Origin of the sequence: Methanoculleus oceani, from assembly GCF_023702065.1 — an archaeon.
Lineage (GTDB): Archaea > Halobacteriota > Methanomicrobia > Methanomicrobiales > Methanoculleaceae > Methanoculleus > Methanoculleus oceani.
The window spans coordinates 828,809-841,199 of sequence record NZ_QFDM01000001.1 but is presented as its reverse complement, the minus strand read 5'-3'; the positions used below and the strand labels follow the sequence as shown (position 1 = coordinate 841,199).

Here is a 12,391-nt window from a genome sequence, read left to right as displayed (position 1 = left end):
CCGAATCACGGAATATGTCACAATATTTGTGGAACACTTAATATATCCTTTGTGGTCGACCGGGGATCTGGCGTCCCGAAAAGGCACCACAATGCTGGAAAACGCCCCGAATGCGCCAGGATCACGCTTCATTCCCGGATCACCGGGATTCATAGGTATACGAGGATAAAAATCTTACCAAGGGTTAACGCAAGAACTTCCGGCCTTCTCGCGGCTCCCTGTGCCCCGTAACCGCGTGATCTTCCCCCGGCGCCGCACCCGGCCGGCACCCCCCGGCAGGCAGTGCCGGGTGCGCCCGTCCCACCCGCACCCGACCAGCAACCCCGGTCGGCGTCACCTGCCGGAGCATCTATATACAAGACCCTCCCTAGTGCGGAGCCTTTTCTACCCCGGCCCGCCAACTACTCTCTATGCGGATCATTCGGGCCCCCACGCTCGCACGGGCACACGAACTGGCGGTCAGGACCGTCCTCGAGAAGGGATGGGTGCTGGATACCGAGAACGACGAGGCGACGATCGAGTGCGAGGAGCTCGCGCTCGAGGTGGAGTCACCGGAAAGCGTTCCCATGGCGAGCCCCGCCTCCCGGTTCCAGCAGCGGTTCCTGGACGCCTACGCCGAGAACCTCCTGCACGGCTCCGATGCAAAGTTCGAGTACGACTACCACCGGCGGCTCTTCGACTGGGGCGAACGACTCCGGGTCGCGCCGGAGAGCGAAGACGTCCACGTCGACCAGATCGCCTACATCGCCCGGAAACTCGCTGCCGCCAAAAACTCCCGGCGGGCGGTCGCGATCACATGGAACCCGGTCGTCGACGAGAACCTCGACGACTGCCCCTGCCTGCAGCTCGTCCAGTGCCTCCTCCGGGATGGGAAACTCCAGATGAAGGTCGTCTTCCGGAGCAACGACATCCTCTCCGCCGCCGGCTCCAATATGTATGCGCTCGTGCATCTCCAGAAGGCGATCGCGGACCGGCTCGGCGTGCCCTGCGGGCGCTACACGCATATCGCGCTCGTCCCCCACGTCTACTACCGCCGGGATCTCAACGACATCGAGCCGTTTTGCAAATCCGGTACAGAGATCCGGCCCGTTGCCGAGGTCTGCCGGGCCTGCGGGAAGTGCCCCCGCTCGTCCGGGGTATGACCGATAGCCGTCAGGTTAATTAGGATTCACAAACAACATTTTAGAGCCCAATAGCCCGGTAGTGTAGCGGTCAATCATGTGAGACTCTGGATCTTGCGACAGCAGTTCGAATCTGCTCCGGGCTACTCGAACCTTTTTCTCCCGGCACCTGAAAGCGCATACACCAAAGGGGGGTATATGACTGATTACAACCTCGGTTGCGCCGTGCGCCTCGACGACGAACGACTGCTCGCCCTGCTCGCGGGGCTCTACGAAGAGGGCGCAATCCGCCACATCCAGGTGCAGGCCGTCCCCCTGCCCCGGACCCTCTTCAGGGAGCGTCTTGCAGCGGTCGCCGGGGCCGGCATCCCTTCGATCGTCCACGCACCCCACCACGGCCACGGCGTCAACCCCTGCGCCCCCACCGCCTACGACGACCGGCCGGCGAAGGAGATCGAGGCGTATATTGAAGAGGCGATGAGCCAGGCCCTTGAAGCGGCCGACACCCTCGGCGCGGAGACGATCGTCCTCCACGCAGGCCGGTACGAACCCGGAGGACGCTTTGCCGCCGTGGAAGCATTCGCCGCGTTCCTCGACCGCCATGCCGACCCCCGGTTCGCCCTCGAGAACCTCCCTGCCGTCTACGCCGGCTACCCCCTCCTCGGCAACACCGCCGGGGAACTCACGGCTCTTGCCGGCAACAGGATCGGCCGGTTCTGCCTCGACTTCCCCCACCTCGCCTGCACCGCAAACCACCGGCGCCTCTCGTTCGCGGGGGAACTGGAACGGTTCGAGTCCCTCGACGTGGCCCTCCACCACCTCTCGAACATCAGAAGCGGCTCGATCACCGACGAGCACCTCGAACTCGACCACCCCGACGGCGGCCTCGACCTTGCGGCGGTCTTTGCCCGGCTCCGGCGGCACCCCGATGTGCCGACGACGCTCGAGTACAAGGAGGACTCGGCGGACTTCTACACCCGGCAGGTGAAGGTCTTTGCCGGGCTCTGGGAAGACCGTGCCGGGGAATGAATCGGGTCCCTGCCGCATCGGGGTCACCCCGAGGATAACCGATACTAAACCGAATGGCCCAATAGCAGCAGTCGTGATCCCGCTCGACCAGGGAAAGCAAAATCCTATATGCGGGGGCAATTCCATTGAAGTATGCAATGATCCTTGAGTATATCAACGCGGCACTCGAACACGCCAACTACGAGATTATCGAGGACGATGAACCGTATTACGGAGAGATCCCGGAACTTCCCGGGGTCTTTGCAACCGGCAGGACGCTGGAAGAGTGCAGGAGAAACCTTGCCGGCGTCATTGACGAATGGTTGATTATACGGCTCCGGCGCGGCCTCCCGATACCTCCGATCGCCGGCCGCACTGTGGGAGAGATCGTCAGGGTGGATACGGGTGCCGGAGCATAGGATCAGCCCATCTCATGGAACCAACTCGTGAAGAACCTTCAGGCCCTGGGATTCGAGGGACCCTGCCGGGGAGGGAGACACCCATTCATGGTAAAAGGGGATCTCGTTCTGACCATCCCAAACCCACATAGGTCAGAGATCAGTGTCGACCTGCTCGTGCGCATCCTCCGGCAGGCGGACATTTCCCGTGAGGAATGGAATCGGCTCGCCAGGTAGCGGTTTATTTCACATATTTTGTGATTGTGAGGGGCAACTACCCCGACTCAAATCGGGGGGCTCCTCGACCCTGATCCTGGACAATTGCCCGGGGATCCCGGATGATGATATTGGTCTTGCGGGGGGAGTGAGACAGGCGATCAGCCCGATCCGGCCCCCCCGCCGCGGGAAACGTTAATGTGAGAGGGATCCCCATCTAGAACCTACAGAACTTCCGGGCGCGCCCCGGGGGGTGAGAGCGAGTGAATCATTTTGTCCGGCACGCACTTGAGCGGCTCAAGACCGTCGAGGGTTTCGAGAAGGTCCGCTTCATCATCCTCTATGGCTCCGTTGCCGAAGGGCGGGCGAGGGCAGGGTCTGATCTCGATCTCTGCATCTACTACGACGGGGACCGCGAGGAGGCAGCCCGGTTCAGGTTTGCAGCGCTCTCCGAACTCCCCGACGACCGCTACGACATCCAGATCTTCTCTCTCCTGCCGCTCTATGTCCGGACGGAAGTCCTCCGCGGAAAGGTAATCTACTGTCCCGACGAGCGGTTCCTCTACGACGTCGCGTATCAGACGATCCGGGAATTCGACGATTTCAAGCACCGGTTGTACGACTACATCGGCAAGGAGGCGATGGTGTGACGCGCAAGGTCCGGGATGCGGCAATCCGTATCAAACTCCAGGAGATGACCGAGAGTGTCGATATGGTCAAAGAACACCTCCCCGACTCAGCCGATTCGTTCAGGCAGCTCGGCATCGTAAAAGACGGCGTATACAAGCGCACCGAGTACGCCGTCGAGAACGTCTTCGACATATGCGCTATCTTAAACGCCGACCTCCACCTCGGCGTCCCCGGCACCGATGAGAACATCCTTGACAACCTCGTGCAGCACGGGGTGCTCGCCCCGGAGATGCGGCAGAATGTAAAAGCGATGAAAGGGTTCCGGAACATTGTCGTGCACCGCTACGGGGCAATCGACGATGCGCTTGCCTTCTCAATCCTGAAGGAGCATATCGGCGACTTTGCTCTCTTCAGACAGGAGGTTGAACATTTTCTGCAGTCGGTGAACGAAGAGTGAAAGGGCCCATACCGCCCTTCCAGGTTCAACCATACAGCAAAATCGCGACACGCCCGGGCACCGCAGCACCCCGGATGCCCGTGAGCCGGTGATCGCGACCGGTCGAAGGGCCCCCTCATGCGAGCAGCGCCGCGATGATCCCGGTCAGGAATATCCCGTCGAACGTCCCCGCCCCCCCGATGCTCGCCGTCGGCGCCCCCAGTTCCGCGATATGGTGGAGGTTCAAGAGATCCGCCCCGATCAGGGTGCCGAGCGTCCCGCTCACGTAGGCGATGATCACCGCCGCGGCCGGGACGCCGCCCGCAAAGAGCGAGAGGATCAGCGCCGCAAAGAGCGCCGCGAGCGGCGGGATGAAGAACGGTGTCGCGATCCCGAGCCCCGGCACGGGGCGGGCGACGAGTTTTGTTACGACGGTCACGACCGCGACCCCGGCGAGCGCGAGTGCGAAGAGCAGGTAGCCCCCGCTGATCACGACCGACTCGTAGAGCAGGTAGAGCGATATCGCCACCGGGATGAGGGCGCCGCCGACGTTGACCGCGAGGACCGTCCGCGGCGCCTGCTGCGGAATGCGGTAGAGCCGCCCGTACATCACGGCGTAGCGGTCGTAGGCCGGCACCCCCGGCCGGCCCTCAAGCGTCCTCACCGGGATGTTGATGAAACTCCCGATAAGCGTCAGGAAGAGGATAAGGAGCGCCTGCCACCAGGAGAACCCGAGCCTCGTGAACGTCGCCCCGATCGCCGTCAGGAAGAGGATCGGAAAGACGATGACGGCGAGCCCGACGAGGATGAGCAGCCCGAAGAAGAGAAGGAGCGCGAGGGGGGAGAACGGGTTGAAGACGACTCGGTCCATGCCGGAAGGTGTTTCGCCATCTATAATATATGCTCTCACCGGCGGGAGCAGACGATCGCGGCGTGGTCGTGGTGGTAAGGCTCGAGCCACCGGACGTCCGCGACATTGAGGCGCCGCTCGAGCCCGGCCCGGGCCCCGGCGAGCACCTCGGCCGGGTCCCGCCGGACGTCCACGCTCCGGGTCTTGAGCATCAGGATGAGGTGGCCTCCCGGTTTGAGGAAGACGAGGTTCCGCTCCGCGATCTCGACCTGGTTGGGCTGCGCCACGTCCTGGTAGACCAGGTCCACCGCCTCCATGAACGGTGCATACTCCTCCGGCCGGCTCGCGTCGGCCATGATCGGGACGATGTTCCTCCTCCGGCGGGCCACCTCGAGGAGGTCCTGCATCGGCCGGGGCGCAAACTCCACCGCGTAGACGGTCTCGACGTAGTCGGCGACGTGCGAGACCGTGGTCCCGTTCGCCGCACCGAGGTAGAGCACCCTCATCCCCGGGGTGAGTTCAATCCCGCCGCCGAGGGTGTAGAGCGCCGCCAGCTTGCTCCGGTGGGGGTCCCAGACCCGGTAACCGTCGAGCGTCCGCTCCCCGTAGACCCCACCCTCGCCGGGCGAGACCAGCACGTTCCCGAGCCAGATCATGCCGTCACCCCCGCCTCGTCGATCCGCACCTGGGCGTCTTTGAGGAACTCCGGCACCGCCTCTCCCCGGTAGTAGTCGAGCCGGGCGGCGATGGCGAGCTTCGCCGCGAGCACCCGGGCCACCCGTCCCCGCACCTCGCGGGGAGCGTTATGGACCCGCCGGTGCTGGAAGATGATCCCGTGCTTCGGCGGCGGCGTCCCGCCGCGGAGGTGCGAGAAGAGGGCACGTTCCGAACCGAGCACCTGGATGGTGCTCCCCGGCATCCTCGCGAGTGCGGACAGACCTCCCGCCCGTGAGAGGAGACGGGCCGCGACCAGCCCGCCGATGAGAGCGCTCGTATTCGGCATCACCTCGTCGGCCCGGGCCGAGACCTCCCGCATCAGGCGGCTCCTCGTTCCGGCGAGCCGCTCGATCTCTTCGGCTGCGTCCGAGAGACCGCCCCGGGCGCCTTTCCTGATGATCCCGAGCATCTTCCGGGCCGGGAGCGACCGGTATTTCCGGGAGAACGACGGGTTCGTAACCTGGTACCACTCCGCGGCACGTTCCTGGAGGAGGTTGATGACGTTGTCGAGCTCGTCGAGCATCCTGACCATCTGGAGGAGCTCGACGTCGCGGCCCTGGTATGATTGGGCGATCTTTTTCCGGGCAAGGGCGGTGCAGACGGAACGGAGCAGGTCGACGTACTCCTCCCGTGTCCGGACGACTCCGCAGTCCCGGGCAACCTCCCAGTCGATGGGAACATAAGACTCCATACCGGTGCGGAGCGTGGCCGCCCGCTCTGCGAGCGCGGCCGGATCGGTGCCGGCAGCCCGGCACTCCTGCTCATCGACATCTCCGAACCAGTAACGCTGTAGCATGGTACGGTATTGGGGCTCGACCGATATAAGGGTGAACCGGACGGCAACTGATATCCGGGGCCGTCTCATACTCTGCAACGATGCTTTCGCAGGTAGCCGCCTCCCTCCCGGAGTTCGTCGTCGGCATCCTTCTCCTCATCAAGGGAGCCGACTTCTTCGTCGGCGGAGGGAGCGGGCTTGCCGTCCGGTACCGGGTCTCGCCGGCGCTGATCGGGTTCACCGTCATCGCGTTCGGGACATCCCTCCCGGAACTCGTGGTGAACCTCCAGGCCGCCGCGGCAGCGGAGCCCGACCTCGCGCTCGGGAATATCGTCGGGAGCACTGTGGCGAACATCGCCCTCGTCCTCGCCGTCGTGGCCGTCGTCAACCCCGAAGCGCTCCAAGAGGGGACGCACGGGATGAGACAGGTCGCCGTGATGCTTGCAGCCGTCGTCGCCTTTGCGCTCCTCGCCCTCCGGGGCGTCTTCGACCTTCCCGCCGGAATCACGATGCTCGGGGCCTTCGCCCTCACCATGGCAGTCCTGTGGCGGCAGGGGGTGGTCACAGAGGAGACGTTCGAGAGCCGGGGCATCCGCGACGTTCTCCTCACCGGCGGCGGGCTTATCGCGGTCATCCTCGGCTCCTGGCTGCTGGTCGAGTCCGCAACCCGGATCGCCGTCGCCTTCGGGATCAGCCCGTTCGTCATCGGCGTCAGCATGGTCGCCGTGGGCACATCGCTCCCGGAACTCGCCACGTCCCTCACCGCTGCAGTGCGGGGTGCAGGCGCGATATCGGTCGGGAACATCGTCGGCAGCAACACCTTCAATGTCCTCTTCGTAATGGGGTGCGCAGCGATCGTCCTGCCGATACCGGTGGGTTCGTATGCCGACGTCTTCGTCATGCTGGGGTTTGCCGTCGCCATCCTGCCGTTCTTCTCCTCCCGGGTGCAGGTGCGGCGGGGGTGGGGGCTCGTGATGCTTCTCGCATATGCCGGATATATCGGCCTGCTCTTCGGGCTTGTCTGACGCGGCGATCAGGCAAGGCCGAACGAGTAGGCCATAACGGGAACCATGATCGCGCCCATGCAGTAGACCCGGCGGATGTTGACGAGAGTCGGCACATAGCCGACCGCCGTTGCGAGCAGAAGGACGAGCCCCCCGAACGGGCCGCAGAGGAAGAGGGAGAGGAGGACGACAAAGGCGATGACGCCGTAGTTGAGGTTCGTGACGTTCACGCCCCCGAACCATCCGGCCATCGACGAGAGGAGAACGGTCAGAAGGTAGGCGCCGACAGCGGCTATCGCGCCCGCAAGGAGGACGGCGGTGGCCGGCGGCATCTCCTCGAGCGCCGATATCGCCGCCATCACCCCGCTCCGCGTCCGGGATATGGCGTAGAACGCCGCAAGCCCGAGAAAGGCGTTCACGGTGTTCGCGGCGCTGGTCGCAAGGATGTACTCCCGGGGATTGGAGTCATAGCCGACGACCGAGGTGAGAAGTGCGTTTGCCGTGGCGCTCGAGAGGCCCGGGAGCCAGCCGACGAGAGCGCCGGCAGCCGAACCGAGCAGGGAGCCCCGCCGGATTGCACCCCGGGGGAGTTCGATGCCTGTGAAGTGCTGTGCGGGCATGGCCCCGTGCGACGCCTTGAGGAGGACCGCGATCCCGAAGAGCCCGGAGAGGAGAGGCATCAGCACCCCGGACTCGCCGCCCGCCGGCCAGGCGAGGAAGGAGTAGCCGAGGGAGAAGAGCCCGAGGACCCCCGAGACCGAAAAGACCCCGAGCGCCCAGCCCGGCGACTCGGAGACGACGATGAGGTAGCCCGCCACCGCGAGGACGACGAGGCCGATACCCCAGTCGATCGCCGGCTGGAGGGCGGGGAGGAAGAGGACGAAAGCCAGCGCGAGAGGGAGCGAGAGGGTGACGCCGGCGGCGCTCCCGAGGGCCGATATCCGGACGGCCTCCTCTCCCCGCCCTTCGAGGCAGAGGGCGTGCGCGGGGAGAACCGCAAGCGATGTGTCGGCGTCGGGGATGCCGAGGAAGGTGCCCGGGACGTTATCGAGAAACGTGTGCGTAACGAGGGTGGAAAACATCGCGGAGGCGATGACCAACGGATCAAACCAGGCAAGCAGGAGTGCCTGGAGCGAGAGGAGGACACCCGCCATGGTGTTTGCGTGGATACCGGGGACGAGGCCGCTCACGGCGCCGCAGCCGATACCGACGGCAGCCCCCAGCACGATACCGAAGAGCACGTTAATTAACGGTTGGAACGGCCGGGGATAAACCAACCGAATCGTGTCCCACGATACAGTCATATTCCACCGGGACGAAGGTTGTAGCGATGAAGATCGCCATTACCCGGCTCGAGAACAAGGCGGCGGGAGACCGCGCCCTCTGCACCTCCTACGGCCACGATTGCTACACGGTCTCGCCGCTGCGGGCGGAACTCCGGCCTGAACGGGTCGACACGTTCGTCGAGGCAGTCCACCGCGGCGAGTTCGACTGCCTCTTCTTCTCAAGCGCCCTCCCTGCCGCGATCGTCGGGCCGAAACTCGACCGGTGGCCCCGGGTGATCGCGATCGGGCCGAAGACCGCCGAGGTTCTTCGGGAGTCGGGGATCGAGGCGGAGGTCCTCCCCTCGTTCTACTCCCGGGACTTCGTCCCCTACCTCGGGGACTGGCTCCGCGGGCGGATTGTCGGGATCCCGCGGGCAGACGTCCCGAACCCGGGCCTTCTTGCGGCGATCGCCGCAGCAGGGGGAACTGTCCGTGAGGAGCGGGTCTATGCCCTCGTCCCTACGGGGACCGAACTCGCGCTCGATGGCGCCGATGCTGTCCTCTTCACGAGCGCCATGTCCTACCGGGAGGCACGGTGGCGGCCCCGCGACGACCTCCTCCTCCTCGCCATCGGCGATATCACCGCCGAATCGATGCGGGCCGGCGGGCATCCCCCGGCGGTCGTCGGTGACGGGTCGCTCGCAGGAACCCTTGAGGCGCTGAACCGCCACCAGGAAGGCAGGTGAGACAGTTGACCGACCAGGAAGACTACTCCATCCCTGAGTCCGGGATCGTCGTCGTCGACAAGCCCCGGGGGCCGAGCAGCCACCAGGTGACCGCCTGGGTGGGGGATATCCTCGGGCGACGGGTGGGCCACGCCGGGACGCTCGACCCGCAGGTCTCCGGGGTGCTCATCGTCATGTTCGGCGGAGCCGTCCGGCTCGCCCCCGTCCTCCTCTCGCACAACAAGGAGTACGTCTGCTTGATGAGGCTCCACGGCGACGCCTCCCCGGAGGCCGTGTACCGGGTGGCGGCGGAGTTCACCGGCCGGATCTACCAGCGGCCGCCAAAAAAGAGCGCGGTGAAGAGGAGCCTCCGGATCAGGAAGATCCAGGAGATCGAGATCCTGGACATGGTCGGCAGGCTCGTCCTCTTCCGGGTCAGGTGCGATGCCGGAACCTACATCAGGACGCTCTGCGTTCATCTAGGCTACGCGATCGGGGTCTGCGCCCATATGGAGGAACTCCGGAGGATACGCTCGGGCTCGTTCGACGAGACCGCCGCCGTAACGCTTCATGAACTCGCGGATGCCGCTGCAGCGGCCCGGGAGGGCGATCCCGAACCTCTCCGGGGGATGATCCTCCCGCCGGCGGCCGCCGTCGCCGATCTCCCGAAGGTCGTCGTCCGCGACACCGCGGTCGACGCCGTCTGCCACGGCGCGGTGCTCGCCGGGGTGGGGGTCACGGCGAAGGAGGGCGGATTCGGGAAAGGCGAGACGGTCGCGATCACGACGGAGCGCGGCGAACTCGTAGGGCTCGGGAAGGCCCTCGTCGGTTCGCCGGCGCTGAAACCGGGGGAGCCCGGATTCGTCGTCGCCCCCGTCGCCGTCCTGATGCTTCCTGGCACCTACCCCCGCGGCTGGAAGGCGCACGCCAGAGAGCCCGGGGCGTAAGGACGCTCATGATGTCCTTCCCGGCTCGTGGGGAAACGCCTGCCGGGAGATATTATTAATAGAATATGCCGCCAACTAATGATGCACATTGCTGAGGTAGTCTAGACCGGTAGGGCGCGGGCCTGGAAAGCCCGTGGGGCGTTGAGCCCCTCGGGAGTTCAAATCTCCCCCTCAGCGTTTTGAAAACCAGTTCGATTCTTTTGCCAGACAGTTAAATTTCGCCTCTCTGACCCCTCATCATGGGTTCAACCCCCGCACCGGCCCGGGGAGGCCGTGACTTTCATCCTGCCAGGTGGTCCACGCACCCGCTCCGTCCGACCACACCTTTGTCGAAACCTTCATGATAGTTCCAGGTACGTCTACCACCCCACCATAAAGAGAGAACAACTGTGCGAATCGCCAGAAACGCGCAGGAGAAGGCACCATGAAGGTCCAGGTGAGCAGAAACGGCCCATACATCGTGACCGGGAGTGTCCCGCTCATGGTGATGGAGATCGCCCACGATGACGAGAGCAACTGCCGTTCATGGCAGAAGGTACGGGAGTATCCTCTGCAGGAACAGTATTCCTTATGCCGCTGCGGGCATTCGAAGAACAAACCCTTTTGCGACGGGACGCATGCGAAGATTCACTTTAACGGTACCGAAACCGCCGGGGATGAACCGTATCTCCAGAACCCCACCGTCATCGGAGGGCCGGAACTGGAACTGGCCGATTATGAAGAACTCTGCGTACACGCACGGTTCTGCCTGCGGGCCGGAGGGATCTGGAACCTCACGGAACAGTCTCATATCCCGGACGCCCGAAACACGGCAATAGATGAAGCGTGTAACTGTCCTTCCGGCCGGCTCGTTCTCCGTGACCGCAGGACCGGTGAGGCGGTCGAGCCCGTTTTTGAAAGATCCATCGTCGTGGTCGAGAATCCCGCCAGAGGCGAACATGGGCCGCTCTGGATCCGCGGCGGGATCCCTGTCGAGTCCGCGGATGGAAGACCCTACACGGTCAGGAACCGGGTTACACTCTGCCGATGCGGGAGATCGCGAAATAAACCGTTCTGTGATGGACGCCATATTGAAGGTTGAGACCCGGAACGCGACTGTGGAGCATCACTGAAAAATGAAGCCCCGGATCTCTTTTAGAACGATATCCCGGCCATCAGCAGGGAGAACAGTACCAGGTCGTAGACGGTATGGGCGATCGCCGACGTCGTGGTGTTCGTGTACCTGCGGATATAGGCGAATACAATCCCCGCAAGGAAGACCGAGATGAGGCCGTCCCAGCTGTACTGGAACGCGTGGAGCGATGCGAAGAGAAGCGCCGGGAGGAGGATGCCGAACCGGGGCTGAAGCAGGCCGCGGATGCTCACCTCCTCGCCGAACCCCGCTGCGATGGACGCCATGACGATCCCGGGCAGGGTGAGGGTTCCCGCAAAGAGCAGGTTGACGGCATCGACGTCGGTGACCGGGAGGCCGAGCAAGTCTACAAGCGCGGCGAGCACCGGGTCGATGAAGTGGAACGCCACGACGAGCGCGAACGCCCCGACAACGGCGAGAACGATCTCCCTTCCCGTCGGCCGGACGAGCCCGAGGCGCTCCAGAGTCTCACGGGGCGTCCGCCGGACGAACGCCCCGGCGATAAAGAACGAGCCGACGAGCGTCCAGAAGAGGGTGTAGGCGTTCAGCGTGACCGTGTCCGCGAGGAGATCCCCGGACTCGATCAGGAGGTCGAGGAACTGCGGCGAGAGGTAAGGCGGAGTCCCCGTCACCATGAGCGGCACCGGCGGGATGAGGGTCATCGCAAGGATGACCACCAGCGCAACCGTATGGAGGAGCGAATCCGGGTCGAACGGGAGGTACCGGGCGAGCCATACCCTGAACCGGCGGGAAAACCCGATGAGGCTTGCAAGGGCGGCTGCAAGGACGCCGAGGAGGAGGAGGGCCGCCTCCGCGGCCAGGGCAGGGTCGATCGTCTCCGGATCGAGCTCCCCGGCCCCAAACATCTCCGCCGGCATGATCCCGATGACCCCGACCCCCGCCGTGGCGGCCGCAAGCCCGCCGATGAGGACGAGGAGCCAGGCGCCGGCAGCCCACCGGAACGCCCGGTGCCGGTTTTCGGCCAGGTAGACGAGCATCGCAAGGACGACGAAGAGCGCCACGTCGAGCGCAGAGGTGAGGAACGAGCCCGCCTCCCCGCCGGCGATCCCGGAGGCCGCGACCAGGAAGATGAGGCCGAAGAAGACGATCAGCAGTTCGGGGGCGTGACGACGGCAGAATTCTAACGACATGGTTTCCTCGATTCGA

General features: G+C 64.6%; 15 protein-coding genes and 2 tRNA genes. 12 read left to right on the top strand and 5 right to left on the bottom strand.

The window, feature by feature from the left end; genetic code table 11:
• The first annotated feature begins 410 nt into the window (after positions 1-410).
• From DIC75_RS04360 to hepT, 7 genes are all read left to right on the top strand, one after another.
• Complete coding sequence (locus DIC75_RS04360) at positions 411-1,142, top strand: thymidylate synthase (RefSeq protein ID WP_250986773.1); 732 nt, start codon at positions 411-413, stop codon at positions 1,140-1,142.
• A gap of 52 nt (positions 1,143-1,194) precedes the next feature.
• Positions 1,195-1,267: transfer RNA gene (locus DIC75_RS04355), tRNA-Gln, on the top strand.
• Between the two features lie 52 nt (positions 1,268-1,319).
• Positions 1,320-2,150, top strand: coding sequence for a TIM barrel protein (locus DIC75_RS04350; RefSeq protein ID WP_250986772.1), 831 nt, complete (start codon positions 1,320-1,322; stop codon positions 2,148-2,150).
• A gap of 137 nt (positions 2,151-2,287) precedes the next feature.
• A complete protein-coding gene (locus DIC75_RS04345) occupies positions 2,288-2,548 on the top strand; it encodes a type II toxin-antitoxin system HicB family antitoxin (protein ID WP_250986771.1) in 261 nt (86 codons plus the stop codon).
• A 27-nt stretch (positions 2,549-2,575) separates the two neighbouring features.
• The gene (locus DIC75_RS04340) at positions 2,576-2,764 is read left to right on the top strand and encodes a type II toxin-antitoxin system HicA family toxin (RefSeq protein WP_250986770.1); all 189 of its coding nucleotides are present in this window, start codon (positions 2,576-2,578) and stop codon (positions 2,762-2,764) included.
• Between the two features lie 242 nt (positions 2,765-3,006).
• Positions 3,007-3,393 (top strand): nucleotidyltransferase domain-containing protein, encoded by a 387-nt coding sequence (locus DIC75_RS04335; RefSeq protein ID WP_250986769.1) that lies wholly within the window; start codon positions 3,007-3,009, stop codon positions 3,391-3,393.
• Positions 3,390-3,830: a type VII toxin-antitoxin system HepT family RNase toxin gene (gene hepT / locus DIC75_RS04330; RefSeq protein ID WP_250986768.1), complete on the top strand. Its 441-nt coding sequence runs from the start codon at positions 3,390-3,392 to the stop codon at positions 3,828-3,830. The genes DIC75_RS04335 and hepT overlap by 4 nt, the downstream gene beginning before the upstream one ends.
• Positions 3,831-3,945: 115 nt before the next feature.
• On the opposite strand, the gene DIC75_RS04325 is transcribed toward hepT, so the two are convergent.
• From DIC75_RS04325 to DIC75_RS04315, 3 genes are read right to left on the bottom strand one after another with little or no spacing between them, the layout of a single operon-like run.
• On the bottom strand, positions 3,946-4,680 hold the full coding sequence (locus DIC75_RS04325; protein WP_250986767.1) for a DUF1614 domain-containing protein: 735 nt from the start codon (positions 4,678-4,680) through the stop codon (positions 3,946-3,948).
• A 35-nt stretch (positions 4,681-4,715) separates the two neighbouring features.
• Positions 4,716-5,315, bottom strand: coding sequence for a fibrillarin-like rRNA/tRNA 2'-O-methyltransferase (locus tag DIC75_RS04320; protein WP_250986766.1), 600 nt, complete (start codon positions 5,313-5,315; stop codon positions 4,716-4,718).
• Complete coding sequence (locus DIC75_RS04315; protein ID WP_250986765.1) at positions 5,312-6,172, bottom strand: NOP5/NOP56 family protein; 861 nt, start codon at positions 6,170-6,172, stop codon at positions 5,312-5,314. The genes DIC75_RS04320 and DIC75_RS04315 overlap by 4 nt, the downstream gene beginning before the upstream one ends.
• Positions 6,173-6,252: 80 nt before the next feature.
• Here DIC75_RS04315 and DIC75_RS04310 point away from each other — a divergent pair, with 80 nt between their 5' ends.
• Positions 6,253-7,176, top strand: coding sequence for a calcium/sodium antiporter (locus DIC75_RS04310; protein ID WP_250986764.1), 924 nt, complete (start codon positions 6,253-6,255; stop codon positions 7,174-7,176).
• An 8-nt stretch (positions 7,177-7,184) separates the two neighbouring features.
• On the opposite strand, the gene DIC75_RS04305 is transcribed toward DIC75_RS04310, so the two are convergent.
• The gene (locus tag DIC75_RS04305; RefSeq protein ID WP_250986763.1) at positions 7,185-8,396 is read right to left on the bottom strand and encodes a tripartite tricarboxylate transporter permease; all 1,212 of its coding nucleotides are present in this window, start codon (positions 8,394-8,396) and stop codon (positions 7,185-7,187) included.
• 89 nt (positions 8,397-8,485) lie between these two features.
• Here DIC75_RS04305 and DIC75_RS04300 point away from each other — a divergent pair, with 89 nt between their 5' ends.
• The 4 genes from DIC75_RS04300 to DIC75_RS04285 all read left to right on the top strand — a co-directional run bounded on the left by DIC75_RS04300 (position 8,486) and on the right by DIC75_RS04285 (position 11,173).
• Positions 8,486-9,166, top strand: coding sequence for a uroporphyrinogen-III synthase (locus DIC75_RS04300; RefSeq protein WP_250986762.1), 681 nt, complete (start codon positions 8,486-8,488; stop codon positions 9,164-9,166).
• A gap of 5 nt (positions 9,167-9,171) precedes the next feature.
• Positions 9,172-10,092, top strand: a complete 921-nt coding sequence (locus DIC75_RS04295) for an RNA-guided pseudouridylation complex pseudouridine synthase subunit Cbf5 (RefSeq protein WP_250986962.1) — start codon at positions 9,172-9,174, stop codon at positions 10,090-10,092.
• Between the two features lie 90 nt (positions 10,093-10,182).
• Positions 10,183-10,269: transfer RNA gene (locus tag DIC75_RS04290), tRNA-Ser, on the top strand.
• 247 nt (positions 10,270-10,516) lie between these two features.
• Positions 10,517-11,173 carry a CDGSH iron-sulfur domain-containing protein gene (locus tag DIC75_RS04285; RefSeq protein WP_250986761.1) on the top strand — a complete coding sequence of 219 codons (657 nt, stop codon included), beginning with the start codon at positions 10,517-10,519 and terminating at the stop codon, positions 11,171-11,173.
• A gap of 53 nt (positions 11,174-11,226) precedes the next feature.
• Here DIC75_RS04285 and DIC75_RS04280 read toward each other — a convergent pair whose 3' ends face one another.
• A complete protein-coding gene (locus tag DIC75_RS04280; RefSeq protein WP_250986760.1) occupies positions 11,227-12,375 on the bottom strand; it encodes a CPBP family intramembrane glutamic endopeptidase in 1,149 nt (382 codons plus the stop codon).
• Positions 12,376-12,391 lie beyond the last annotated feature (16 nt).